21 protein-coding genes and 5 pseudogenes are annotated in these 25260 nt (G+C 51.7%); 9 read left to right on the top strand and 17 right to left on the bottom strand.

Features of this window, described 5'->3' with window-relative positions; all coding sequences use genetic code 11:
* Positions 1 to 110: 110 nt before the first annotated feature.
* Complete coding sequence (locus DW47_RS0102225) at positions 111 to 869, top strand: DUF3750 domain-containing protein (protein ID WP_029684702.1); 759 nt, start codon at positions 111 to 113, stop codon at positions 867 to 869.
* A gap of 80 nt (positions 870 to 949) precedes the next feature.
* Here DW47_RS0102225 and DW47_RS0102220 read toward each other — a convergent pair whose 3' ends face one another.
* Positions 950 to 1258, bottom strand: a complete 309-nt coding sequence (locus tag DW47_RS0102220) for an HNH endonuclease (RefSeq protein WP_029684701.1) — start codon at positions 1256 to 1258, stop codon at positions 950 to 952.
* Here DW47_RS0102220 and DW47_RS0102215 point away from each other — a divergent pair.
* Complete coding sequence (locus DW47_RS0102215) at positions 1248 to 1733, top strand: hypothetical protein (protein WP_051150801.1); 486 nt, start codon at positions 1248 to 1250, stop codon at positions 1731 to 1733. The genes DW47_RS0102220 and DW47_RS0102215 overlap by 11 nt on opposite strands.
* A gap of 195 nt (positions 1734 to 1928) precedes the next feature.
* On the opposite strand, the gene DW47_RS0102210 is transcribed toward DW47_RS0102215, so the two are convergent.
* Both DW47_RS0102210 and DW47_RS0102200 read right to left on the bottom strand, forming a co-directional pair.
* Positions 1929 to 3230, bottom strand: coding sequence for an MFS transporter (locus tag DW47_RS0102210; RefSeq protein WP_029684699.1), 1302 nt, complete (start codon positions 3228 to 3230; stop codon positions 1929 to 1931).
* A 327-nt stretch (positions 3231 to 3557) separates the two neighbouring features.
* Positions 3558 to 4238, bottom strand: a complete 681-nt coding sequence (locus DW47_RS0102200; RefSeq protein WP_029684697.1) for a DUF2848 domain-containing protein — start codon at positions 4236 to 4238, stop codon at positions 3558 to 3560.
* Between the two features lie 113 nt (positions 4239 to 4351).
* Between DW47_RS0102200 and DW47_RS0102195 the strand changes: the two genes are divergently transcribed.
* Positions 4352 to 5023: a GntR family transcriptional regulator gene (locus DW47_RS0102195; RefSeq protein ID WP_029684696.1), complete on the top strand. Its 672-nt coding sequence runs from the start codon at positions 4352 to 4354 to the stop codon at positions 5021 to 5023.
* A gap of 58 nt (positions 5024 to 5081) precedes the next feature.
* Here DW47_RS0102195 and DW47_RS0102190 read toward each other — a convergent pair whose 3' ends face one another.
* Positions 5082 to 5852 (bottom strand): ABC transporter substrate-binding protein, encoded by a 771-nt coding sequence (locus DW47_RS0102190; protein ID WP_029684695.1) that lies wholly within the window; start codon positions 5850 to 5852, stop codon positions 5082 to 5084.
* Positions 5853 to 6287: 435 nt separating this feature from the next.
* Between DW47_RS0102190 and DW47_RS16190 the strand changes: the two are divergent.
* The 4 genes and pseudogenes from DW47_RS16190 (at position 6288) to DW47_RS0102170 (ending at position 8044) form a co-directional block, all read left to right on the top strand.
* A pseudogene (locus DW47_RS16190) lies at positions 6288 to 6644 on the top strand (type II toxin-antitoxin system RelE/ParE family toxin).
* Positions 6634 to 6951, top strand: a complete 318-nt coding sequence (locus DW47_RS0102180) for a helix-turn-helix domain-containing protein (RefSeq protein ID WP_029684694.1) — start codon at positions 6634 to 6636, stop codon at positions 6949 to 6951. The pseudogene DW47_RS16190 and the gene DW47_RS0102180 overlap by 11 nt, the downstream one beginning before the upstream one ends.
* 168 nt (positions 6952 to 7119) lie before the next feature.
* Positions 7120 to 7810: pseudogene (locus DW47_RS17180) on the top strand (IS1 family transposase).
* Positions 7811 to 7837: 27 nt separating this feature from the next.
* Positions 7838 to 8044, top strand: coding sequence for a thiamine pyrophosphate-dependent enzyme (locus DW47_RS0102170; protein WP_038027023.1), 207 nt, complete (start codon positions 7838 to 7840; stop codon positions 8042 to 8044).
* A gap of 214 nt (positions 8045 to 8258) precedes the next feature.
* Here DW47_RS0102170 and DW47_RS0102165 read toward each other — a convergent pair whose 3' ends face one another.
* From DW47_RS0102165 to DW47_RS16785, 3 genes and pseudogenes are all read right to left on the bottom strand, one after another.
* Complete coding sequence (locus tag DW47_RS0102165) at positions 8259 to 10271, bottom strand: 2Fe-2S iron-sulfur cluster-binding protein (protein ID WP_029684690.1); 2013 nt, start codon at positions 10269 to 10271, stop codon at positions 8259 to 8261.
* 321 nt (positions 10272 to 10592) lie between these two features.
* Positions 10593 to 10985, bottom strand: a complete 393-nt coding sequence (locus tag DW47_RS0102160) for a VOC family protein (RefSeq protein ID WP_029684689.1) — start codon at positions 10983 to 10985, stop codon at positions 10593 to 10595.
* A 197-nt stretch (positions 10986 to 11182) separates the two neighbouring features.
* Positions 11183 to 11377 (bottom strand): annotated as a pseudogene (locus tag DW47_RS16785) (alpha/beta fold hydrolase); the annotation flags it as partial.
* 211 nt (positions 11378 to 11588) lie between these two features.
* Between DW47_RS16785 and DW47_RS0102150 the strand changes: the two are divergent.
* Entirely contained in the window at positions 11589 to 12164 is a 576-nt protein-coding gene (locus tag DW47_RS0102150) for a CGNR zinc finger domain-containing protein (RefSeq protein ID WP_029684686.1), read from the top strand.
* 125 nt (positions 12165 to 12289) lie between these two features.
* On the opposite strand, the pseudogene DW47_RS16780 reads toward DW47_RS0102150, so the two are convergent.
* The 4 genes and pseudogenes from DW47_RS16780 to guaB all read right to left on the bottom strand — a co-directional run.
* Positions 12290 to 12524, bottom strand: a pseudogene (locus DW47_RS16780) (IS1 family transposase); the annotation flags it as partial.
* A gap of 50 nt (positions 12525 to 12574) precedes the next feature.
* Positions 12575 to 13498: pseudogene (locus tag DW47_RS16180) on the bottom strand (IS5 family transposase).
* Positions 13499 to 13697: 199 nt separating this feature from the next.
* Entirely contained in the window at positions 13698 to 15278 is a 1581-nt protein-coding gene (gene guaA, locus DW47_RS0102140; RefSeq protein WP_029684685.1) for a glutamine-hydrolyzing GMP synthase, read from the bottom strand.
* 70 nt (positions 15279 to 15348) lie between these two features.
* Positions 15349 to 16815: an IMP dehydrogenase gene (gene guaB / locus DW47_RS0102135; protein ID WP_038027047.1), complete on the bottom strand. Its 1467-nt coding sequence runs from the start codon at positions 16813 to 16815 to the stop codon at positions 15349 to 15351.
* A gap of 157 nt (positions 16816 to 16972) precedes the next feature.
* Between guaB and xseA the strand changes: the two genes are divergently transcribed.
* Positions 16973 to 18364 carry an exodeoxyribonuclease VII large subunit gene (gene xseA, locus DW47_RS0102130; RefSeq protein ID WP_029684683.1) on the top strand — a complete coding sequence of 464 codons (1392 nt, stop codon included), beginning with the start codon at positions 16973 to 16975 and terminating at the stop codon, positions 18362 to 18364.
* A 32-nt stretch (positions 18365 to 18396) separates the two neighbouring features.
* Here xseA and DW47_RS0102125 read toward each other — a convergent pair whose 3' ends face one another.
* The 6 genes from DW47_RS0102125 to ispG all read right to left on the bottom strand — a co-directional run bounded on the left by DW47_RS0102125 (position 18397) and on the right by ispG (position 25240).
* Positions 18397 to 18891, bottom strand: coding sequence for a DinB family protein (locus tag DW47_RS0102125; protein ID WP_029684682.1), 495 nt, complete (start codon positions 18889 to 18891; stop codon positions 18397 to 18399).
* A 324-nt stretch (positions 18892 to 19215) separates the two neighbouring features.
* Positions 19216 to 20703: a ribosome biogenesis GTPase Der gene (gene der / locus DW47_RS0102120; protein ID WP_029684681.1), complete on the bottom strand. Its 1488-nt coding sequence runs from the start codon at positions 20701 to 20703 to the stop codon at positions 19216 to 19218.
* Positions 20704 to 20875: 172 nt separating this feature from the next.
* Positions 20876 to 22057, bottom strand: coding sequence for an outer membrane protein assembly factor BamB (bamB, locus tag DW47_RS0102115; protein ID WP_029684679.1), 1182 nt, complete (start codon positions 22055 to 22057; stop codon positions 20876 to 20878).
* A 20-nt stretch (positions 22058 to 22077) separates the two neighbouring features.
* Positions 22078 to 22695 (bottom strand): YfgM family protein, encoded by a 618-nt coding sequence (locus tag DW47_RS0102110; RefSeq protein ID WP_029684678.1) that lies wholly within the window; start codon positions 22693 to 22695, stop codon positions 22078 to 22080.
* Between the two features lie 39 nt (positions 22696 to 22734).
* On the bottom strand, positions 22735 to 24009 hold the full coding sequence (gene hisS / locus DW47_RS0102105) for a histidine--tRNA ligase (protein ID WP_029684677.1): 1275 nt from the start codon (positions 24007 to 24009) through the stop codon (positions 22735 to 22737).
* A gap of 109 nt (positions 24010 to 24118) precedes the next feature.
* Positions 24119 to 25240, bottom strand: a complete 1122-nt coding sequence (gene ispG, locus DW47_RS0102100) for a flavodoxin-dependent (E)-4-hydroxy-3-methylbut-2-enyl-diphosphate synthase (RefSeq protein WP_029684676.1) — start codon at positions 25238 to 25240, stop codon at positions 24119 to 24121.
* Positions 25241 to 25260: the final 20 nt, after the last annotated feature.

The raw sequence follows: 25260 nt of genomic DNA, 5'->3' as shown, positions 1-25260 counted from the left end.
CCTTAAGGTCTTAAGGTTTTACCTTGCGATACTCACGCTTTTCCGTGCTCAGTCATCCGGTTAACTCCATAAACTATAGTTAATGTAATCCCCCTTTTTAGGAGTATGCGATGCCGATACTGAAAGTTTCAGGTCTGCTGTTTCTTGTGGTGATTATCTTCTCTCTTGCTGCCAGTATGATGCACGACACCCATCCGGGAGTTGCGGAAGGACAAGGCTGGTGGGCAGCACGCCAAACCTCTTCTGGACAAGCGCCGGATCCGCGCCAGTTGGCTAACACTGCAATAGTACAAGTTTATGATGCACCGACTTATGGCTGGCGCGGTAAGGTCGCGGTCCATCCATGGATTATTTTCAAACGAGTCGGGGAAACTCGCTATACCCGCTATGAAGTCACCGAATGGGGGGCCGGTGAGAAAATCCGCCGTAATCGCCATGGGGCTGATGATTACTGGTTTGGTGCCCGCCCTCACTTATTAGTGGATAAACGCGGTCCAGAGGCTGCCGCCCTGATCCCACAAATTGAACGAGCGATTACGTCTTACCCGTGGAAAACGACCTATCATGCTTACCCGGGGCCAAACAGTAACACTTTCCTTGCCCATATCGGCCGCGATGTACCCGCGTTGCAACTGAACCTACCGGCCAATGCCATCGGTAAAGACTACCGTTCACTGACCGATCCCGTTGGCCTCCCCCCTTCGGGGAGAGGTTTCCAATTCTCACTGATGGGATTGGTGGGGGTGAATATCGGACCAGTGGAGGGTGTTGAAATCAACCTGCTGGGGCTGGATATGGGTGTCCAATTTTCGCCATTGGCGTTAAGGCTGCCGTTTATCGGCAGTATTCAACGCAGCAGCAGCCAATAATACCCCTGCACGAGGATCTGACGATCGCGATCCTGATTGTCGGATCCTCATTCGCGGATCATTTTCAGGAGGTTTTATTACTACAGTGCTAATGATTGCTGAAAACTGAGGGTCAGCCCGCATTCCGCCAATAATGCTTTACGCTGGTTAAACAGGTGTTCCAGCATCGACTCATGCCCTGCCCCGAGGTGTATCTGCTTATGGCAGTTACAGCATAATGAAACAATGTTCTCTTCGATATCCAGCGAATGCGTAAACTGTGGCTGGCTACTCATCGGGATTGAATGGTGCGGCTCGGTATAATTTAAGTCTGAAGTGCGGCGCTTAAACAATGGGTGATCCCCACATTCACACCGGTAACCGGCCTTCACTAATGCATTGGTCGCCACTTTTTTACTGCGCGGCCAGAGTGTCCTACCATTTTGCAGCTTAGCTTCGTTACGCTTTCTTGGGCACCAATGTTGCTGCCTCTATGGTGAGGATCTGCGACACTATTTCCAGCCTTTCACCCCCTCGAAAGCCATTGCGATTGCTATTAATGGTGACTTTATGCCGGTGATAAGTCGCTATTTAAACGAAGCGGAAAACAGTGATGATCAGCTGCAACGCAGGTTACTCATTCGTGCCGCAGCCCGAAAATTTTTAAGGGCAACCAATATTCTGCGTCAGGCAGACGACACTGATTGGCCAGGCTCACTTCTCGCTTATGCGGATAAACTTAAGGCGCGCTACCCACAGATAAGTGATGAGACGCAACGACTGCTGGCAGCCTGTCAGCAGCCAACGGATTTCAATGAGCAACAGGTCGCGCAAATCAACGCTTTCGCCGCCTGGCTCGAGCGCATATTCACCACAACACAATAATCGCGAGGATCCGCCACGATAACGCTCACAAGTGAAGTCCAGCAATGTCTTACGCGTACTGCCCCCTGCGAAACAGGTAAGGAAATCTTTGTAGTAGAGTCATCTGAGGGGAACACCAAACCGATAAGGCATAGTATACCGTGCCCTGTCAGCCTAGTGAGTCATCCCACTAGGCTGAGGGTCACCGCAACAACATTACTGACGACGATACGCAGTCTCTTTGGCTTTCCATAACGCAAGCAATGTCACTAATAATGCCAAGCTGACATACAGCGACACCCACAGGGTCGTCCCAGTGCTTTTAAACAGCGAGGTGATAATTAATGGCGCAAATCCTCCGCCAACAATACCTGCAAGAGTATAGGCCAGTGATGATCCGGCATAACGAACATGGGTTGGAAATTGTTCTGTAATGAACGAGGCCTGTGGGCCATACATCATGGCATGTACCTGCAAACCACCGATGACCGCCAGAACAATCAACACCGGCTCTTCACTGTTGAGTAGACCGAAAAAGATAAACGACCAGGCTATTGCCAGCACCGCTCCCGCCATATACACCGGACGCCGTCCCCACTTATCTGACAGCGCACCAAATACTGGAACAGTGATGGCATTACCTATCGCTCCCAACATCGTCGCAATCAAGGCTAGCGGCCGCGGCAGATGCAATACTGTGGTCACATAAGTTAGGGTGAAAACCACCACTAACGCATACATCACATCCGCACCGACCCGGGACCCGCCAGCGATGAGGAGTTGCTTAGGATAGTTAACAAACACCTCCTTCAGCGGCATCTCTGCTGTTTTTTCTTGTTGCTGCATTTCAACAAAGTCTGGAGTTTCTTCAACACCGCGACGAACCCATAATCCGCAGACCACCAGCACTAAGCTCAGTAGAAACGGTATGCGCCAACCCCAGTCTTGAAAACTGTCCACACTGATCAGTACGGTCACTAGCGTAATAATGCCGGTGCCAATCAGGGTGCCACAGGATGGGCCGACTTGAGCAAAAGAAGCATTTCTCCCTCTCTTATCCGCATCACCGTGTTCCATAGAGAGCAATACCGCACCAGCCCATTCGCCACCTAACGCTACCCCCTGAATAAAGCGCAGGGACACCAGCAGTATTGGACTCCAGACCCCCCAGGCCTGATATCCTGGCAATACACCCATCAATGCGGTGGTGATCCCCATAATCACTAGCGTTACCATCAGTACTATTTTTCGTCCGGCAACATCTCCCAAATGACCAAAAATAAAGCCCCCTAATGGACGGGAGATATAGCCCACCGCATAGGTCGAAAAAGCCAAGATGGTACCGACTAAAGGGTCGAAGTCAGGGAAAAAAACATGGTTAAACACCAGTGCTGCCATGATGTTATAAATTGTGAAGTCGTACCATTCTAATGCGGTACCAATTGAACTGGCCGCAGCCAGACGTCCAACGGTCACTTTTTGCTTACCGGCCCTACCCTGAGGATTATTTTTATTCATCTGTCTGTTCCTGATAAATCTGATGTATTGATGACATTCCACATTCACGGTACTGGGCCATTCTGTCAAAGACTGCCAGTTTAGCCTGTTGATCGTTATGGGGTGACTCAGGGTAATGACCTCTGTACAACTTTACTTTCATCAGAAATCGCCCCCTAAATAAGTGGTCTGAATACCCTGCTGAGACGGTAAACATCGTCCGACCTCAAGCATCATGCTGGTAAACTGTCCTGCTGCCTCTGTGGGCGATGTGTTATGACAGTGGCTTGCCCTGGTGAAGGCTCGAGTTGCTACTCACTGATCTGATGATGGAGAGCTTTGCGGTTATTAGGCCACTACCGGTAGACACTCAGTGGTGTACTGGTGAGAAATCGTGCGCTTCAGTACCGGATCATATAATTCCATCCGAAATTCGTTAGCGGGTCGGATCCCGCCAAGGGCAGCTAATGTCCCACATGAAATGGCGAGTCCCTCTCCGGCTTCTTTGATAGCAGAATAACGTTCGATCAGGTCGCCCGGTGGCAGTAATGCTGCCAGTGTGCCCTGCTGATAGTTTACCCACTCACCCTGTTCTTTGATCTGTGAGGACAACTGTAAGCTATCCCAATGCTCAAGCACCTCACTCATTCGCCATGCCATGGCCGCCACAGGTTTGATACAAACCTGTTTAGACAGCGCCACACTGACCGTTTCAAGCTGCCTGTCGGTATGATCAGAGGCCAGTGATACCCACCACTCACCTTGGGTAAAGAAGATAAACGGTTCGGCTTCTCCAGATGTTTGCTCACCAACCACTTCCAGGACACCGTCCTGAGTCAGCTGCTGCGCTGCCACTCGGTAAAACAACGGCACTGCACCAGGAGCGGGCACACCCAAGGCCTCAAGCTCCCTAATATGGTGCATCACTGCGTCTTTATCTCGGCCAGCCCAACCCGCAATCACCAGGTGGTTAACCTCTACAGTCATCGTTGAGTCCTGTTCTGTACTGATCTCGAACTGTAATTGCATCGCTTTCCCCTACAATTGAAAATACAGTGAAATTTCACTGGCATATTAAATAAGCGATTTTCATGCCAGAATGTAAGGTAATATGGGATATCAACAGAAAACGGGATCAATCGATGAGCCAAACATGGATCACTACGGATAACCGCCCGCTAAAAAGTAAAGTTTCTCTAAACGAACAGGCCTACCGAATGTTCAGGCACCGGCTCATTACACTCCAATACAAACCCGGAGAGTATCTGAACACCGCGGCGGTGATGGAAGATTTACAACTGGGCCGTACACCGATAAATCAGGCCATACACCGGTTAGCCACCGAAGGACTGCTAAAAATTCTGCCACGCAAAGGCGTTATGGTTTCCCCACTCTCCATGGATGATGCCTTAGAGTTAATTGAAGTACGTCTGGTCAATGAAGCTCTCTGCATGCAGCTCGCAGCAGGAAAAGTCAGTGATCGCTCGATCCGACAGTTGCGCGAGTTGAATCAGCAGATAGCCGTGGCGGGAAACACGGCAGACAGAGAAACATTAATGTTGCTGGATCAACGTTTTCATCAGCAACTGGCTGACATTGCTGGAAATCAAAGGCTGGCAGAACTACTTGATGTCATCCATGCACAGGCACAGCGATTTTGGGCAAAAACACTGTCCAATGCTGGGCATATTCAGGAGGTCGTGGCAGAACATAATGCGATCATTGATGCCCTTGCCGGCAGAGATCAACAACAGTGCGTCACTGCTGCCCGACGTCATACATTATCCTTTAAGAAAGCTCTGCTCTCTCTCTAACCCGAAACTTAACCAAGTCGGCCCGTCTCCACCTACTGGACAGAGACGGGATGTCCTATTAAGGATAGACCTTAAAAGCGAAGTACTTTTTCTCAAGCTTATCGTAGGTGCCATTGGCATGAATTTCTGCCAGCGCGGTATTGATCAAGTTAAGATGTTCGCTATCCCCTTTCCGTACCGCGATGCCCACCCCGGCCCCGAGAATGGCTTTATTATTCAACATTTGTTTAATCACAAACCCTTTACCCTCCGGTGATTTCAGGAAACCCTGTTGTGCTGACACCGCATTGGCAACGCTAGCGTCCAGACGCCCCGCCACCAGATCAGGATAAACGTCCATCTGATTCGGATATGAAACAATATTCACACCCTGAGACGCCCATTGCGATTGAGCATAGCTTTCTTGAATAGTGCCTTGAGCCACACCAATGGTTTTGCCACGCAGGCTGCGAATATCGGTACTGATCGGGCTAGTGGCCGGAGCTAACACTGCGCTGGGGGTACTGTAAATCATATTACTGAAATCGACCTGCTGACGACGCTTCTCCGTCATCGACATGGCAGAAAGAATGGCATCAAACTTTTTGGCTTGCAGCGCAGGAATACTGCCATCAAAGCCTAATTGCACCCACTGACATTTTACTTTGGCCTGGGCGCAGATCGCATTCCCTAGTTCAATATCAAAGCCCTGTAAGGAGCCATCAGCAGCCTTAGATTCAAACGGCGGGAAAGTCGGATCCACACCAAAACTCAGGGTCTGCTCAGCATAAGATAAATGGCTGAATGCCCCCACTGACAATAACAGACTCAGCGTCAGACCTTTTTTCATTTTCATTCTCCCAGAGACCGGTAAATGCTTTTAACGACAGACAGTTGATAACATAGCCACCACCGATCCACTACGCGAAATGCCATAGGGATTTCTTATGGATGCCACCTTTATATCCATACGGGGTAAGTCGCTAAACCTCACGTTTAGGGCGTTATTAATTAAATGGGTCATTACCTGTGACTTAACCCGTGCTGGTAGTCTGAAACCAGAGGGTCAAAAGGGGTACTCTTTAACAGTATCGACTGAGCGACTCTGTGCAACCACTCAATTCGGATAACAGGAGCCGCACTACGCTTAGCTGCGCGGGATATCCTGGGGAGCTAACGGCATAAACACACCCAAGATATTCCTCTCACAGTTTGGCTATACATTGACCATCCGCCATGATATTTTATACCCATATAGGTATAATCTAGCGCAGGGATAACACGGATGAAGCCACTGCATTGGGTCGGTAGTAGTAAGAAAGATCTTCAATCATTGCCCGACGATATACAGGATATTTTTGGCTATGCCCTGTATCTGGTGCAGCAAGGCGGTAAACATTCCCAGACCAAGCCACTCAAAGGATTTGGTGGCGCTGGTGTACTCGAGGTAGTAGAAGACTTTCTCGGTGATACGTATCGGGCGGTATATACCGTTAAGTTTGGTAATGCCATTTACGTGTTACACGCATTCTAGAAAAAGGCGTTATCGGGAATTGCCACACCAAAGCCCGATAGGGATAAAATCAGTGAAAGGCTGAAGGCCGCAGAAAACCATGCCAAAGGAGCATACTATGAGCGATGATATTGAAGTCAGCAGCGGCACCGTTTATGCCGATCTCGGCAGGAACGATGCCGAAGAAATGCGGGTCAAAGCCCAACTTGCCACCGCTATTGGTAATATCATCAAAAGCCGTCAACTGACACAACAACAAGCTGCAAAACTGCTGGGAATGACACAACCCAAGCTCTCCAACATGCTGAGTGGACAATTCCGCGGCATCAGTGAAGCTAAAATGATGGAATGCCTGACTAGCCTAGGACGCGATGTGAAAATTGTAGTCGGAAAGCCGCGCCTGACACCGGGCAGCGTAAAAGTCGTGCTTGCCTAATCACAAGGCAGCTCGTATTCGGGCTATTTGAATAATAAAATCGGATAGTTAATAAGCGATATAAATTATATCACTGACGGTATTTATCCAAACCAATCTCCCTCTGAATTCCGGGTAATGCTACCAACTTATTGAGTTAGCATATGATGGTGTTTACGAGGTACTTCTGTGGCTTCCATTTCTGTGCGTTGTGCTGGGACTGAGGGCGTTGTCCGTAACGGTAAAAGTACTGCCGGTCATCAGCACTATCTCTGCAAGCAGTGTCGTAAGACATGGCAACTCACTTTCACCTATACAGCCTCCCAACACGGTACACACCAGAAAATCATTGATATGGTAATGAATGGCGTTGGATGTCGAGCCAGTGCATACATTATTTTCATTGGTCTGAAACACTACTTTCCGGCATTTAAAAAAATGCAAGCCCCTTTCAGTAACCTCACGGATACATCCGAGCAGTGATGTAATTGTCTGCGCAGAAATGGATGAACAATGGGGGCTACATCGGCTCTAAATCACGCCAGCGTTGGTGGTTTTATGCCTACAACAGGGTACGCAGGTGCGATGTAGCCACGTTTTCGGTGAGCGGACGATAGCAACCCTGGAGCAGTTTCTGACGCTGCTGTCGCCTTTTGACGTAGTAGTCTGGATGACGGATGGACGACCGTTGTATGAGTCACGCCTGGAGGATAAATTTCACGTCATCCGTAATCGTTACACAAAAAGAATTAAGCGGTATAACCTGAATCTCAGGCAGAATCTGGCAAGGCTAGGAAGGAAGTCTCTGTCATTTTCAAAATCAGTTGAACTGCATGAAAAAGTCATCGGGTACTACATGACAATAAATCACTATCAATAAATTGGAGTCATTACCCCCGAATTCGGTGTGGGCTACGGCAACCCGGATTTTGTGAAATATGCAGAAGCGTACGGCGCCAGTGGTTACCGTTTTGAAAGCGCCGGAGCCCTGCTCCCCCTGCTGGAACACTGCATTAAGACCCTAGGCGTTCACGTAATCGACAGCCCGGTCGACTACGGCGAGAATGATCGGATCCTGAATGACGAATTGCGTGCAAGGTCGCTGGCCGTCTGAGGGGGATTCAAAGCCGCCGGATTACGGAGCCTGTTGGGTAAAATCCGGCCGCCGGCGTGCTGTCGCTTTCGGTTCAGGGTATGTAAAAACGTGGCCAGCCCGCGTCCTGTGCCGATACCACACAAAATGGACAGAGGAAAACTGCCACAGCCTGAGTGAGTCAGGCGGGGCTGCCCGACTAGCTCAAAACCCGCCCCCGAAAAACCGGAAACGTTCACAGTTCTATTTCTACGCGCCCTTCCGCAGGAACAGCACAGCAAACCAGCACTTCGCCGTCGGCGGGAGCGATCGCTGGCTGGCGTGGGTAGTGCACGCTTCCGGAAACCAGCTTGGCGGCGCACGAGCCACATTTTCCTGAGCGGCAGTTGTTGTCGGGCCTGAGACCCGCAACTTCAGCAACGTCCAGAAGAGTCCCGCTCTGACTCGTCCATTCGGCCTGGACTTCCGATGAGGTAAAAGTGACTTGTGCACTCTCAGGGAGTACTGCGGCCGGGAATTCCTCCCCGGGGTCACCGAGCTCGCCAGCACCGAAGAATTCATGGTGGATATGCGAAGGATCCACTCCAATTTCCCGTAACCCCGCATAAAGCGATCGCATAAAACTTTCCGGCCCGCACAAGTAAAACTGATAGCCGCCAAAGGGTAGCAGCCTGCTGAGAGCATCCACGCTGAGCCGCGCCTCAGTGTCGTATGTATCCCCCAGTTTGTCCTCCGGGCCGGGAGCACTGTATGTCGTGAAGAGACGAAGCCAGTCGTATCTTTGGGCCATAGCCCTGAGCTTGAGACGAAACGCCTGGCTGGCACTGTTCTGTGTCGCATGGACGAAGTAAACCATGCGCCGGGATGCCCCTTTTTCAAGAGCCAGTATCTGCGCATCAAGCATAGCCATCATGGGTGTTATACCTACGCCCCCGGAAAGCATGACGATCGGCTGGGTGCTGTCATCCAGCACGAAGCTGCCCGCAGGTGACCCTACCTCGATGACGTCCCCGGCTTCACAATGGTCGTGCAGCAGCCGGGACGCTACACCGTATTCTTCTCGCTTGACCGAGAGGCGATAGTTCTGCCCGTTTGGTCCCTGCGAAATTGTGTAACTACGCTGAATTATCTCACCATTACTTCGAAGTCGTACCGGCAGGAACTGTCCCGCCTGATGCATCTCAACCGAACCACCATCTGCAGGTGTAAGGTAGAAAGAGGTGATGTTATCGCTCTCTTTAATCTTCGACGCTACCCGGAAGCGCCTGTAGCCACCCGTTTTGAGTGCGGTCAGACGCGCATCTTTCCAGGTACCCGTGGCAACAAGTCCGGGCCACGGCTCGGATTCGGGCCCGATAACCGGCAGCACGGCACTGGCATGCCAGATTTCTTCCGGTACCACGTCTACGATGCGCTCGGCACCTTCAAACGACCTGATACGGTCGGGATCCCAGTCGACGGAACCGCGCCCCGTGAGCACCACTGCCTCACCCGTTTCAAAATCCGGAACGAACAGGCCAACCCGGCCGTCATTCTCGATGTTGCCCAGCGTGTTGAAAAAGCGATTGCCGGAGAAATCGGGAAAGGAGAGCGTTCCGTTCCCGTTTATACCGAGAAATCCCGGACGCCCGCCCCGGTGCGAGGCATCGATACCGGCGCTTCCACCATCCAGCGAACCAGCCTCACGGGAGGCGATAAAGAAAGTGTCAGCGGCCTCAATAATCCGACGAACTGCCGGATCGGTTATGCTGCCGCGCCGGCGACTCGCAGCTTCCGGCTCGTCCTTGCTAGGAGGTAGCTGGCGGGCCTGAATGTACTGCGGACAGTTTCCGAAGCTCTGATCGACCATGATGGTCATTACACCTGCTGAGGCATGTTGTATCCGGCCATTGACTCGATTGCGGCGTCTGCTGAACAGGTCAATCCCGAGCGCGCCAACGCTGGCGCCGGGTGACAGATCCAGGCCGAATTCCTGCGAAAGAACGGGGTCCCGGTGGATCTCGAGTGTGTCCGGAGTGGGGGAAACCAGGAATCCTGGTGACCCGAGAGCCGGAACGCACCACGGCCGGCCGTCTGAATCGAGCAGTCCCAGAATCAGCATCTGGAGATTTTCAAAGAAGTTACGATGTTGCAGAGGCATCTCGGGGCGCACAAAGCCCTCCACCTGCTTAAGCCATTCATCTGGCACTTCGGCACGTGCCTGTACTGCACGCTCACCGTTATGAAAGACACTGCGTGTCTGCTGCATGGGACACCTCCTAGGATCGTCTAGCGTTGCTGTAAGACCAGAACTCGCTCCGACGAAGCAAAATATTTTCTGGCACCTGAAGCGAGAAAAATGCCTTCACTGAAGGTACAAAAAACCTGTTGAATGCCCGAGGACGTGAAGCGGACTATTCCATACCCCGGCATTCTCAGTGCATGGCTCACGCGGGGGAGCAGCCTTGCCGCCATCCTGCGGTGAGCAATCCGGCTAACAGGATGGTAATAGCCCGGACAACAGCCGCCAGGAACTTCTCCCTGATATGGCATCAAGGTAATGTCCCTGGCACAGGGCCTCAGAAATTACTTAACCTGAGTAATAGAATTCAACCCGTATGCCACTCGGCTCGTAGCACATCATGTGCATAGACTGCCCCTCGCGGAGCAGGGTGGGCTCGAATTCAATTTCAACCTGATTTGCCTTCAACACTTCAAGGATCTGGTAAAGGCCCTCTTTAGTCTCCACCTGCAAAGCCAGGTGATGGAGTCCGACATTGTTTTTACGATTGAACGGAACGGGTTCTTCCGTTTGCGTCTTCCAGAGTGTGAGCATCACTGCACCGTCTTTCACGAAGATGGCCGGATAATCGTCACGTCGTTTGACTTCCTGCCAGCCCAGTAAATCAGTGAAGAACGCTGCGCTCTCTTCAAGATTTGATACGGCTAAACCAACATGTTGTACACCATGAGTTAACGGCATTGTTCCTGTCCTCTTGTTAATGGCTCTGTTAAGGCTCGATCGTCAACCGACCAGCGCGCCTGTGGTATGTGAAATTTTTGTTTAGCTTCGGACAGCCACGCCTCTCATCGGGAAAACAGTGGCTACCGGTTTCTTTTAGCGAGTCCACCCGCCATTCCTGCTCGCCCGGCTCCGGGCTGCTGAACGTCTGAAGCGGATCAACCCGCCTGACGGACATGACGGTCAAGAAATTCCCAAGCATCGTCGCCTATCTCTTTCGCATGCGTTTCGAGCGCGAAGTGGCCTGTATCATAGAAGTTTACCTCTGCATCCGGGATATCGCGCTTCCAGGCCTCAGCGCCTGCGGCCATGAAAAACGGTTCGTGCTTTCCCCAGACTGCCAGCAGGGCTGGCGAACTCGGATCGCCGGCCTCACGGCAAAAGACATTAACATCGCCCGCCCGCTTGTAGCGGTGGTGCACCTGCGCCGTTGTGTTATCTACAGTCGATAATCCCGAAGGTGAAGACGCCATAGCAATCCCGAGTAACCATTAAAATACCGAATTGAAGGTTACATAAAATTCCGGTAACCTGTCAAAATTATTTAATGGGTTACAGGTGTATATGGAAATCAAAAATCTTTCTTCCCCCCCTCTCTTCCTGGCCGATAATCTCGCGCTGGACTTCATCAACAGTGAATACGGGACGGGCGAAGACCGGCATGATTGCTTTGATGACGCTCTGAGCGTTATCGACTGGTTGCAAACTGTGGGCCTTGTGCCGAAAGGAACTATGGCTCCGCTTGGGTTACTCGAGGAGGCCCGCCAGCTGCGCGGTGCAGCTCGCGCGGTCGTGCATGCTGCCATGAAGTCCAGTGAGTCAGACCTGACGGTGATTAACCGAATTCTTGAGACAGGGTGCCCTGAAACGCGGCTGAAATGGGAGCAGGATACACAACGCTATCGTGTGGATGTTTGTTCAAGTGCTGGCAGCCCAGCAGGCCTCCTCTGGCCCATAGCCGATGCGCTTGTGAAGCTGGTCACGGATGAAAAGTTCAAATACGTGCGGCAGTGTGAAGCCCATAACTGCATTTTACTCTTTCACGATCTGAGTAAATCCCATCGCCGGCGCTGGTGCAGCATGGCCACCTGCGGCAATCGCATGAAAGTGGCTGCATTCCGAAACAGGAAAGCTTCATAGCAACTCAGGCCGCACCTCTGAAAGTGCGGCTTCAGGACATGCAGGTAACAACATCAGTGTCCGGGTCTGCGGACACATTATTCTCTGCGCAATGAATGTAACGTGAACTGGGTAATGACTCCAATTTATTGATAGTGATTTATTGTCATGTAGTACCCGATAACTTTTTCATGCAGTTCAACTGATTTTTGAAAATGACAGAGACTTCCTTCCTAGCCTTGCCAGATGCTGCCTGAGATCCAAGTTATGCTGCTCAATTCTTTGTGTGTAGCGCTTGCTGATAACGTGAAATTTATCCTTCAGGCATGACTCATACAACGGCCAGCCATCCGTCATCCAGACCACTACCTCAAAAGGACTTTGTTGAATAAATCAGATTTTGGCTGGGCTTCCCCGCAGCAGGTTGTATTTTATGCAATGCGCACGCTTTCAGGCATTCCGGCCTTTGTCATTTTGTTCAGCGCCCGCACCATGACCATAGCCTCTGCTACCTGAGCGTCGTAGGTACGCAGGAGCAGTGAACAACCCAACAACTGCTTTACCCGGTCCATCGCGGTTTCCGCTATTGGCCGACGGTGATATTCCGTTGTCCATTTCCATCGTATATTGCTCCTGCTCAGGCGCTGATCCGCAACAGCACGATCTCGGTCTGCATATTCAACAGGCCAGTAACCCGCACCCTTCCGGGGAGGGATGAGCTCGCAGATATTTTTACGCCGCAGTTCATCGTGACATTACCGGGTATCGTAAGTGCCGTCTGCAGCGGCGCACCTGATTTTCCGGTGGCTTTGCCGGATGAGTCCAGGGAAGGCCTCTGAGTCTGTAACGTTGTTCAGCGACAGGTCAGCACAGATAATTTCATGTGTTTTGGCATCCACAGCCAAATGCAGCTTACGCCAGATACGGCGGTGCTCTTTACCGTGTTTTTTAACTTTCCATTCGCCTTTACTGAAGACGTTAAGCCCTGTGGAATCAATCACCAGATAAGATATCTCACCCCGGGTGGGCGTTTTAAAGCTGATATTAACCGAAGTTGCCCGTTTACTGACGCAGGTGTAATCCGGACAACGCAACGGAACGTTCATCAGGGCAGAAATGAAATCAATAAATCCCTGAGCGGCCCGTAGGGTCAGACGGAATACGCGTTTAATTACCAGGACGGTGGTGATGGCGAGGTCAGAATAGCGCGGAGGTCGCCCACGTGATGTGGGCTTTGCTGGCTCATACAATGCCTGAACAACCTCTTCATCAAGCCAAAAAGTGAGGGAACCACGCTCGATAAGGGCTTTGTTGTAGGCCTTCCAGTTAGTGATTCTGAACTTCTGCTTTGCCACTGTACTGCCTGCGTTATCGGGATGATGGAAGATCTGATCCTTCCATTAGGAAAAAGTTCGATTTATTCAACAAAGTCACGGTGCTTGGCAATGCAGAAGATTGCCAGAAAGTGCCAGACACAAAAACAAAAAAGCCCGCAGTGACGCGGGCTTAGAGTGTTTTATTGCTTAACTGTGCAGGCTGTTGCCAGGCGTTAAATCATTCCCACTCAATGGTTGCCGGTGGCTTGCCGCTGATGTCATAGACAACACGGGAGATACCGTCGATTTCATTGATGATGCGGTTGGAGACGCGGCCAAGGAAGTCATACGGCAGATGTGCCCAATGTGCGGTCATAAAGTCGATGGTTTCGACTGCGCGTAGGGAAACAACCCAGTCGTACTTACGGCCATCGCCCATGACACCTACCGAACGTACCGGCAGGAACACGGTGAAGGCTTGGCTGACTTTGTTATACAGGTCGGCTTTATGCAGTTCTTCGATAAAGATCGCATCTGCACGACGCAGCAGGTCGCAGTACTCTTTCTTCACTTCACCCAGTACACGGACACCTAAGCCTGGTCCTGGGAATGGGTGACGGTACAGCATGTCGTAAGGCAGGCCCAGTTCCAGACCGATTTTACGGACTTCATCTTTGAACAGCTCTTTCAGCGGTTCAACCAGCCCCATCTTCATCTCTTTTGGTAAGCCGCCCACGTTGTGGTGTGATTTGATCACGTGCGCTTTACCGGTCGCCGAAGCGGCAGATTCGATAACGTCCGGATAGATAGTCCCCTGAGCCAACCATTTTACGTTGTCCAGTTTAAGCGCTTCTTCGTCAAACACTTCAACGAATACACGGCCAATGGTTTTACGTTTGGCTTCTGGCTCGTCGATACCCGCCAGAGCATCCAGGAAACGGTTTTCGGCATTAACATGCACAATGTTCAGACCGAACTGGTCACCGAACATTTCCATTACCTGCTCTGCTTCGTTGAGACGTAACAGACCGTTATCGACAAATACGCAGGTCAGACGAGAACCGATCGCACGGTGCAGTAACAGCGCTGTGACAGAGGAGTCTACACCGCCGGACAGACCGAGGATCACCTGGTCGTCACCAACCTGCTCGCTGAGACGGGCGACCGCATCATCGATAATTTTTGCCGGGGTCCACAACGCTTCACAGTCACAGATATCGATCACAAAGCGCTTCAGCAATTCCATGCCCTGACGGGTATGGGTGACTTCTGGGTGGAACTGCACACCGTAGAAACGTTTTTCCTCGTTAGCCATAATGGCAAACGGGCAGGTTTCGGTGCTGGCGACGGTAACAAAGCCCTGCGGGATAGCAGTGACTTTATCGCCGTGGCTCATCCACACATCCAGCTGCGGAACGCCTGCGGCGTCAAGGCTGTCTTGGATCCCTTTGACCAGCGCACTCTCAGATTTAACCGCAACCTGTGCAAAACCAAATTCACGCTCGGTCGATCCCTGAACCTGACCACCCAGCTGCATCGCCATGGTCTGCATACCGTAGCAGACACCCAGTACCGGTACGCCAGCGTTAAACACATAGTCTGGAGCACGCGGGCTGTCGTGTTCGGTGGTACTTTCCGGGCCACCGGAAAGGATAATGCCGTTTGGATTAAACTGGCGGATCTGTTCTTCGGTCACATCCCAGGCCCAAAGTTCACAGTAAACACCCAGCTCACGAACACGGCGTGCCACCAGCTGTGTGTACTGCGATCCGAAATCGAGGATCAGAATACGATGTTTATGAATATTTTCCGTCGTCATTGCAGTTTTTTCCGGGCAATAAATTTACTAAAAACGCCCGGTGTGACCGGGCGTGAGGATTCAGGTGAAATTAAGAGCCTGTGCGATAGTTTGGCGCTTCTTTGGTGATGGTCACATCATGTACGTGACTTTCGTGGATGCCCGCGCCGCTGATACGGACAAATTCCGCTTTGGTGCGCAGGTCATCGATAGTCTGACAACCGGTCAGACCCATGCAGGAGCGCAGGCCACCCATCTGCTGATGGATGATTTCTTTCAGACGACCTTTGTAGGCCACACGACCTTCGATACCTTCCGGTACCAGTTTGTCAGCGGCGTTGTCGGTCTGGAAGTAACGGTCGGAAGACCCCTTTGACATCGCACCCAGTGAACCCATACCACGGTAAGACTTGAACGAACGGCCTTGGTAAAGTTCGATTTCACCCGGCGATTCTTCAGTACCGGCCAGCATTGAACCAACCATCACACAGGAGGCACCGGCCACAATGGCTTTGGCAATATCACCAGAGAAACGGATACCGCCGTCAGCAATAACTGGAATACCTGTGCCTTCCAGCGCATCAACAGCATCTGCTACTGCCGAAATCTGTGGCACACCGACACCGGTAACGATACGGGTAGTACAGATAGAGCCAGGGCCGATACCGACTTTAACAGCACTGACACCGGCATCAGCCAGTGCTTTGGCACCGTTGGCGGTGGCGACGTTACCGCCGATGATTTCCAAGTCTGGGTATTTAGCACGGGTTTCACGAATACGTTGCAAAACACCTTCTGAATGACCGTGTGAGGAGTCGATCAGCAGGACATCAACACCGGCGGCAACCAGCGCATCGACACGCTCTTCGTTACCGGCACCGGCACCGACTGCCGCACCAACACGTAAACGGCCTTTAGCATCTTTACAGGCATTAGGTTTACGTTCGGCTTTCTGGAAATCTTTAACGGTGATCATACCGGTCAGATGGAAGGCATCGTCGACCACCAGCGCTTTTTCGATACGTTTTTCATGCATTTTCTGCAGAACCACGTCGCGGGACTCGCCTTCTTTGACTGTCACTAAGCGCTCTTTTGGTGTCATCACCGCAGAAACCGGCAGGGTCATGTCGGTGACAAAACGCACATCACGGCCGGTAATAATACCAACTAGTTCGTTACTAGCGTTAACCACTGGATAACCGGCGAAACCATTGATTTCGGTCAGACGCTTAACATCTGCCAGGGTAGTGGTTGGCAGGACAGTCTGAGGTTCAGACACTACGCCAGTTTCATATTTCTTAACTTTACGCACTTCGTCTGCTTGACGCTCGATCGGCATATTTTTATGAATAAAGCCAAGGCCACCTTCCTGTGCCAGCGCAATCGCCAAACGGGCTTCGGTCACGGTGTCCATTGCGGCGGAAACCATCGGAATGTTTAAGCGAATGTTTTTTGTCAGTTTTGTAGCAAGTTCTGCGGTATTTGGCAGCACGGTGGAATGTGCAGGAACGAGTAAAACATCGTCAAATGTGAGGGCTTCTTTAATGATTCGTAGCATAGCAATATCCCGACCTGAAGTGATAAAATATTGCCGCGGCATTATACAGGGGGTAATCGATTGCCTCCAGCTTTTTTTACAAAAACTCTTGATCCTCTGTTCAGGCAATGTAGTATCGATTAATTAACCCGCTGATTTACTATTTGATCTCCATCACATGTTGCATGACGAAAACACTAAAATTTTCTCAGTCAGCCGGCTGAACGCAACGGTCCGCCGTTTGCTGGAACATGAGATGGGACGCATCTGGCTGACCGCTGAAATCTCGAACTTTACCCGCCCTGCTTCCGGCCACTGGTACTTTACCCTGAAAGATGACAATGCCCAGGTGCGCAGTGCCATGTTTCGCGGCAATAACCAGCGGGTCAGCTTCCGTCCGGAAAACGGCCAGCAGGTACTAGTGCGTGCTAGCGTGGCACTCTATGAGCCCCGCGGCGATTATCAGCTGATCATCGAAAGTATGCAGCCAGCCGGTGAAGGCCTGTTGCAGCAGCAGTTTCTTGAACTGAAAACCCGTCTTGAAGCAGAAGGGCTGTTTGCCGCCCAGCATAAACAACCACTGCCCTCTCCTGCCTGTCAGGTGGGAGTGGTGACCTCAGCCAGCGGCGCGGCGCTGCATGATATTCTGCAGGTATTAAACCGCCGTGACCCTTCACTGCCGGTAGTGATTTATCCAACAGCGGTGCAGGGTAATGAAGCGGCACCCGCCATTGTCCGGGCCATTCAGTTAGCCAACCAGCGCCAAGAGTGTGATGTGCTGATCGTTGGCCGTGGCGGTGGTTCGTTGGAAGACCTGTGGTGCTTTAATGATGAGCGGGTGGCCCGCGCGGTCTACGCCAGCCGTATTCCGGTGGTCAGTGCAGTGGGTCATGAAACCGATATTACCATCTGTGATTTTGTCGCCGACTTGCGTGCGCCAACCCCTTCCGCGGCGGCGGAATTGGTGAGCCGTAATCAAGCTGAATTACTGCGTCAGTTATTGTCACAGCAGCAGCAGATGGAAATGGCGATGGATTACTATCTGGCACGCCGTCAGAGGCAGTTTACTGAGCTGCAGCATCGCCTGAATCAACAACATCCACAGTTACGACTGGCTCGTCAGCAGACGTTGCTGATACAGCAGCAGCGTCGACTCCAGTCGGCAATGCAGCAGCACCTGCAAGGCGCCTCTGTCAGTATCGAACAGCTACACCGCCGTTTACAGCGTCAGCAGCCCCAGTCACTGATTTATCAGGGCGCCAGCCGCCTCAGTGACAGCCGCTATCGTCTACAGCAGGCGATGGAAAAGCACCTGAATGACACCCGTCGCCAGTTCGGTACCCTGGCGGTACGGCTGGAAAGTGCCAGCCCATTGGGCACGTTGGCACGCGGCTTCAGTGTCACCACCGCCAGCAGCGGAGAGGTGATTAAGCAGACCAGCCAGGTGACCCCTGGTGAAACCCTGCGCACTCGACTCAGCGATGGCTGGGTGGAGAGTGAAATCACCACCGTCACTAAGCAAAAGACAGTAAAACGTAAACCGAGATCCCCTGGCCGCCCCGGAGAATAGTTCCACGCCCGGTCGCGGTCTCAGTGACGGCTTTACTCTGTGCCCTGATGGTCACGCAGAAAGACGGTGAGTACATCTTTCGGCGCGGTTTCTCCGCAGCCGGAGATCAGCCATCCGACGACTCCGCGATGATAAGCCCCATGAAAAAGCACATGGTTCAGCATATCTATCAGTCTCATCTGCCCGTCCCCCCCATCAACAAAACGGAAGCTAATGACCTGCTCCCCACTGTCCACAGGCAAGTCGCGGATAAAGCCCTGATACCAGTCGGCGCAGTCGCGTAGAGCAGCTTTCAACGTTTCCGCTGAGGGCGTTTCCGGCGTATTCAGCGCAGTATAACCGTGATCTTGTCCGGTCAGGTTGGCGCGGAAGATCATATCAACCACATAAATATGGTTCATTAAGCGCAGCATTTGATGATGCTGCTGAGGACTGACGGTGGCATCAATTTTTTGTACAACGTTAAGTGTTTCAGTGTCAGCCCAGCGTTTAAAACTGAATAATCTGAGCAGTGATCCTTTATCCAGCATATTTTATGATTTCCCGTTGGCGCTCACCTCTGTGATATTTCAGAAATGGCACTGCTTATTTCACTCTTCCAGCACTGAAGAGAACCTGTAATGAACAACATAATCCCTGACTGCGATAAAACATTCCACTGCCCCCTCCGTTTTCACTTCTTAGGGTACAATCTATACAGTGAGCTCAGTAGGACTGCTTATGCTACTCGGCTTCAAAATGCACCCAGAACAAAGGGCTTGGCCGAAACGGTAACCCCGTCGTGGCGTCAAAACGGATTTTTTCCATTCAGCCAAATTAAAAAAGAGAGCTAAATCAGCTCTCTTTTACTCTTAACGCTTGTTTTTCTTCAGGTGCGACATCAGACGCTGACGTTTACGCTGCTGTGTCGGGGTCAGCAGGTTACGTTTACCTGCATACGGGTTCTCACCCTCTTTAAACTGAATGCGGATCGGCGTCCCCATCACGTTCAATGAACGACGGAAGTAGTTCATCAGGTAACGTTTGTAGGAATCAGGCAGATCTTTCACCTGGTTACCGTGGATCACCACGATTGGCGGGTTATAACCCCCGGCATGGGCGTATTTCAATTTTACACGGCGACCACGCACCAACGGTGGCTGGTGATCTTCTTCCGCCATTTTCATGATACGCGTCAGCAGTGACGTGTTCACTCGACGGGTAGAGCTGTCATAGGCTTCTGTAATGGATTCAAACAGGTTACCGACACCACTGCCATGCAGTGCAGAGATAAAGTGGACACGGGCAAAGTCGATAAAGCCTAAACGGTAATCCAGGGCTTCTTTCACTTCTTCTTTGATTTCCTGAGACAGACCGTCCCATTTGTTGACCACAATCACCAGCGAACGACCACTATTCAGGATAAAGCCCAGCAGTGAAAGGTCTTGATCAGAAATCCCTTCACGGGCATCGATCACCAACAACACCACGTTGGCATCTTCGATAGCCTGCAGGGTTTTGATCACCGAGAATTTTTCGACCGCATCATGCACTTTACCGCGCTTACGTACCCCAGCGGTATCGATCAGCACGTATTCACGCTCATCACGCTCCATCGGAATATACACGCTGTCACGGGTAGTACCTGGCATGTCGTAGACCACCACGCGATCTTCACCGAGGATACGGTTGGTCAGGGTTGATTTCCCAACATTTGGACGGCCGACAATCGCCAGTTTGATCGGCAATGTGGTCGGGTCAAAATCATCCTCTTCGTCTTCTGGGATCAGATCCTGCTCTTCGGCTTCAACAGCTGCCCAGTACGCTTCGTTCTCTTGTTCTTCGGTTAACGGCTCGCTGACGTCTTCTTCCATCCACGGCAGAAGTACCGTTTCCAGCAACTGGGTCACACCACGGCCATGAGAGGCGGCGATCGGGTGGATTTCTCCCATCCCCAATGAATAGAAATCAATCACCGCATTATCCGGGTCCATACCGTCGGTTTTGTTGGCCACCAGGAAGGTCGGTTTTTCACGGGAACGCAGGTGACGAGCAATTTGCTCATCTGCAGGCATAACACCCGCGCGGGCATCGACCATAAACAGCACCACATCGGCCTCTTCGATAGCCATCAGTGACTGAGTCGCCATACGGGTTTCGACCCCTTCTTCGGTGCCGTCGATACCCCCGGTATCAATAACGATGTACTCCCTGCCTTCAACTTCTGCGCGCCCGTATTTACGATCACGTGTCAGACCAGGGAAATCCGCCACCAGCGCATCGCGTGTGCGTGTTAAGCGGTTAAAAAGTGTGGATTTTCCTACGTTGGGACGTCCAACCAGCGCGACCACAGGTACCATAATAAAGCCTCATGACTAAAAATTTACGACCGAATCAGGAGATTATAACGATTCCTGATACAGAGTTCAGGCTATTCCCGAGAAAATCTGCCGGCCGGAGAAAAACGAAACGGCCTCTGCATCACAGAGGCCGCCTTTTGCGCGACCGAAGTCTCGCTATTTCAAAAGGTGATTAGCGAGTAAACGCGTAAACTTCACCGCCTTTCGCCTGGATCACCAGCTTATCACCGGCAACCACTGGCTGCGTCTGGAACCCAGAGGTATCCACCTTCTGCTGAGCGACAAAACGGCCATCATCGGTATTGATCCAGTGCAGGTAGCCTTCACCATCCCCCATCACCAGGTAACCGTTGTAAAGCACCGGAGAGGTCAGGTTACGGTGTAATAACCCGCTCTGACGCCAGAGTTCAACACCACCGTCGGTATTAAGAGCGACTACACGATCATTCTGGTCAACCACATAGATGTGGCCGTTATCGACAATCAGATTTTTCACGCCGCCGATTTCCCGTTTCCACATGATCTGGCCAGAGCGCAGATCAAGGGCAGAGAGATCACCGTTATAGGCCAACGCATAGACGACACCGTTGACGATCACTGGCGAGGTATCCACATCACTTAGGCGATCAATTTCCGTGGCACCGCTTGGCTGCGAAATACGCTGCTGCCAAATCATCTGCCCCTGGTTCATAATCACCGCGCTAACGGTTCCGTTATCGCCACCAACAATCGCGCCGCCAAAGGCCACTGCTGGCGCAGATTCACCGCGAAGAGAAAGTGCCGGAACATCCAGGTTTACTTCCCATTTGCTGGCACCGGTTGTTTGGTCAAGTGCTTGGAACATACCATTACTGGTATGGATCAGTACCAAGCCATCACTGACCACCGGGTGAGAGAGTGCTTCACCGGCAACTTGAGTCTGCCAAGCAATAGAGCCATCTTTGCTATTCAGAGCAAACACTTTGCCGTGCTCGCTGCCGATATACAGCATATCCCCTTCCACGGTGATCCCACCGGACAGCAGTGCTGGAATGTTCGAGGAGAAGAAGCCAGTACGGGTGGAGAGATCGACTTTCCATTTCTGTTTCCCGGTGGCCGCATCCAGCGCTTCAACAATCCCGTAGCGATCGGCCGCATAAACGGTATCACCCTGCCACGCCGGGTGCAGGTTTGAGTAAAAATCACCGACGCCATCACCTACCGATTTTTCCCATACCTGGGTTGGCGTAAACTGGTTATCAACTTTCGGCAACGGGGCCATTTTAACGGCGTCTTCTTCGCCACTGAATAGCGAACAACCGCTGAGTAAAGTGGCCGAAACAAGTCCCGGCAGCAGGTATTTACGTAATTCCATGCGCTCTCTCTTTGACTGGCTTAGCTTAAATTATTCAATTTCATCTGCATCATCTGCTTCAGTGCAGGGGATGCATCAGAATCAATGCCTTTACTCCAGGCGGCACGGGCCCCCTGTTTGTCACCTTTGCTGAGCAGCGCATCACCGCGAACATCAGCAACCAGTGCGGTCCAGCCATCGCCTTTGACCGTGTCTAAGGTCTGCAGGGCGTTGTCGGCCTGGTTCTGCTGTAACTGCACGCGAGCCAGACGAAGACGTAATACTGCCTGCAGGTTAGCATCTTCGCTATCTTTGATGCCTTGAGCCAGTTGCTGAGACGCTTTATCCAGCTGACCGGCATCTGCGTAGACTTTTGCCAGATCCATCGCGGCCAGCGCGCCATAGGAGCTATGGGTATCATTAACAAATGCAGACATGGCATCCAGTGTCGCAGGTTTATTGGCATCTATTGCCTCGCTCAACTGCTGATAGCGGGCTGACAGTTCCAACCCATTGCTCTGCTGATGGCTGACCCAAAAACGCCAGCCTGCGATAGCGACGACACCAATCACCAGGCCTGCGGCCAGCGCTTTACCATTGTGGGTAAAGAAATTTCTGAGAGCAGTCGTCTGCTCTTGTTCAGTGCTGTAAACTTCCACGTCATAGACTCCTGTTAACGCGTAATACTTGCCCTGGGCTTACTGTAGCGCACCCAGCAAAGCATCAGAAACATCCTCACGACGAATCGTCTGCTGCTCGCCGGTGCTCAGGTTTTTAATCACTACCTGACCGTTGTTGACTTCATCTTCACCCAGCACCAGAGCCAGGCGAGCACCGCATTTATCGGCGCGGGCAAACTGCTTCTTAAAGTTGCCACCACCGAAGTTGGTCATCAGTCGGATCTGCGGCGCTGCGTCACGCACTTCTTCTGCCAATTTCATCGCCGCTGCCTGAACACCACTGCCGGAAGAGATAACATAGACATCCGCTTTACGGTTCGGTTCAAATTCCGGATTAACCGCTTGAACTAAAAGAACCAGGCGCTCAAGACCCATAGCAAAACCGACCGCCGGTGTACCGCGACCGCCCAACTGTTCTACCAGCCCGTCATAGCGCCCACCGGCACAGACTGTACCCTGGGAACCAAGACTGGTGGTGACCCACTCAAACACGGTACGATTATAGTAATCGAGGCCACGCACCAGACGCTGGTTGACCGTATACTGGATGCCGACTTGGTCAAGCAGTGCACACAGGCCGTCGAAGTGATCGCGAGAATCCTGATCCAAGTAGTCGCCTAGCTGTGGCGCATCGTTAAGTAAGGTCTGAATATCCGGTTTTTTGCTGTCCAGCACCCGCAGTGGGTTGCTGTACATCCGGCGCTGACAGTCTTCATCCAGCGACGCTTTATGCTGCTCTAAGAACGCCACTAGAGCCTCACGGTACTCAGCACGGGCATCCAGCGAACCGATAGAGTTCAGTTCTAGACTAACGTGGTCAGCAATACCCAGCGCTTTCCACCAGCGAGCGGTCATCATAATCAGTTCCGCGTCGATATCCGGCCCGGTCAGACCAAACACTTCTGCACCGATCTGATGAAACTGACGATAACGGCCTTTCTGTGGACGCTCATAGCGGAACATCGGACCGATATACCACAGACGCTGTTCCTGATTATACAGCAGACCATGTTCAATACCGGCACGCACGCAGCCCGCGGTCCCTTCTGGGCGCAAAGTCAGGCTATCGCCGTTACGATCATCAAAGGTGTACATCTCTTTTTCAACCACATCGGTCACTTCACCGATGGCGCGTTTAAAAAGAGGAGTTTGTTCCACAATCGGCAGACGGATTTCACTAAATCCGTACCCTGCCAGAACCTGCTTCAGAACCTGCTCAATGCGTTGCCACAGTGCGGTATCTGCTGGCAGATAATCGTTCATTCCGCGAATCGCCTGGATATTCTTTGCCACGTCAAAATCTCTTAAAACAAAAAACCTGTCCGGCATCATACCTTATAGGATGAATACCGCACAGGCCCAATTATCAAACAAATGCACTCTGTCAGGAATACATTTACCGTTACTTTTCAACCTCACGCACATCAATACGCTGATTTTCGTTGAGCATAGAGGCTTTGGCTCGGATACGGGCTTCAAGCTGATCAATCATATCGTGATTATCCAGTCGATCACGCTGGCGTATACCGTCTTCATAAAAGCCGCTCTTCTTATTGCCGCCGGTGACCCCGAGGGTGGAAACTGTCGCTTCACCCGGACCGTTGACCACACAGCCGATAATAGAGACATCCATTGGGGTGATAATGTCTTCCAGTCGCTGCTCTAGGGCGTTAACCGTACCAATAACATCAAACTCTTGGCGGGAGCAGGTCGGACAAGCAATAAAGTTAATCCCGCGAGTGCGGATACGCAGTGACTTCAGGATATCAAAGCCCACTTTGATCTCTTCAACCGGGTCCGCTGCTAAGGAAATACGCAGCGTATCACCGATCCCTTCAGACAACAGCAGCCCCAAACCGATGGCCGATTTCACGGACCCCGCTCGGGCGCCACCCGCTTCGGTGATACCGAGGTGGAGGGGTTGATCAATTTGTTTCGCCAATAGCCGGTAAGATTCAACCGCTAAGAAAACATCCGAGGCTTTGACACTGACTTTAAACTGATCAAAGTTGAGTCGGTCCAGATGGTCAACATGACGCATTGCCGATTCCAGCAGCGCCTGCGGAGTTGGCTCACCATATTTTTCCTGAAGATCTTTCTCTAGAGATCCGGCATTAACGCCGATACGGATCGGGATATTGTGATCACGTGCGCAATCAACCACCTGACGGATACGGTCATTATTACCGATATTGCCGGGGTTAATACGCAAACAGTCGACGCCGTATTCTGCCACTTTCAAGGCAATACGGTAGTCAAAGTGAATATCGGCCACCAACGGCACATTCACCTGCTGTTTAATCAAGCGGAACGCTTCTGCCGCATCCATGGTCGGTACCGACACACGGACGATATCAGCACCAACACGTTCCAGCGCTTTTATCTGATTAACAGTTGCTTCAACATCGGTAGTACGGGTATTGGTCATTGACTGAACGGCAATAGGCGCTCCGTCGCCGACTGGCACCTTCCCCACATAAATCCGAGTGGATTTACGGCGGTTTATTGGAGCCTGGTTATGCATAGTTTCTCTCCACAAGTCCC

The organism is Tatumella saanichensis (assembly GCF_000439375.1).
GTDB classification, from domain to species: Bacteria; Pseudomonadota; Gammaproteobacteria; order Enterobacterales; family Enterobacteriaceae; genus Tatumella; species Tatumella saanichensis.
This window is presented reverse-complemented; position numbering and strand designations above follow the sequence as displayed.

Coding starts and splice junctions, on each gene's coding strand:
- guaA (WP_029684685.1), bottom strand. CDS start 15,278: ATGACGACGGAAAATATTCATAAACATCGTATTCTGATCCTCGATTTC.
- DW47_RS0102190 (WP_029684695.1), bottom strand. CDS start 5,852: ATGAAAAAAGGTCTGACGCTGAGTCTGTTATTGTCAGTGGGGGCATTC.
- DW47_RS0102180 (WP_029684694.1), top strand. CDS start 6,634: ATGAGCGATGATATTGAAGTCAGCAGCGGCACCGTTTATGCCGATCTC.
- ispG (WP_029684676.1), bottom strand. CDS start 25,240: ATGCATAACCAGGCTCCAATAAACCGCCGTAAATCCACTCGGATTTAT.
- DW47_RS0102160 (WP_029684689.1), bottom strand. CDS start 10,985: ATGCCGTTAACTCATGGTGTACAACATGTTGGTTTAGCCGTATCAAAT.
- DW47_RS0102150 (WP_029684686.1), top strand. CDS start 11,589: ATGGAAATCAAAAATCTTTCTTCCCCCCCTCTCTTCCTGGCCGATAAT.
- DW47_RS0102225 (WP_029684702.1), top strand. CDS start 111: ATGCCGATACTGAAAGTTTCAGGTCTGCTGTTTCTTGTGGTGATTATC.
- xseA (WP_029684683.1), top strand. CDS start 16,973: ATGTTGCATGACGAAAACACTAAAATTTTCTCAGTCAGCCGGCTGAAC.
- DW47_RS0102165 (WP_029684690.1), bottom strand. CDS start 10,271: ATGCAGCAGACACGCAGTGTCTTTCATAACGGTGAGCGTGCAGTACAG.
- guaB (WP_038027047.1), bottom strand. CDS start 16,815: ATGCTACGAATCATTAAAGAAGCCCTCACATTTGACGATGTTTTACTC.
- DW47_RS0102210 (WP_029684699.1), bottom strand. CDS start 3,230: ATGAATAAAAATAATCCTCAGGGTAGGGCCGGTAAGCAAAAAGTGACC.
- der (WP_029684681.1), bottom strand. CDS start 20,703: ATGGTACCTGTGGTCGCGCTGGTTGGACGTCCCAACGTAGGAAAATCC.
- DW47_RS0102200 (WP_029684697.1), bottom strand. CDS start 4,238: ATGCAATTACAGTTCGAGATCAGTACAGAACAGGACTCAACGATGACT.
- DW47_RS0102195 (WP_029684696.1), top strand. CDS start 4,352: ATGAGCCAAACATGGATCACTACGGATAACCGCCCGCTAAAAAGTAAA.
- bamB (WP_029684679.1), bottom strand. CDS start 22,057: ATGGAATTACGTAAATACCTGCTGCCGGGACTTGTTTCGGCCACTTTA.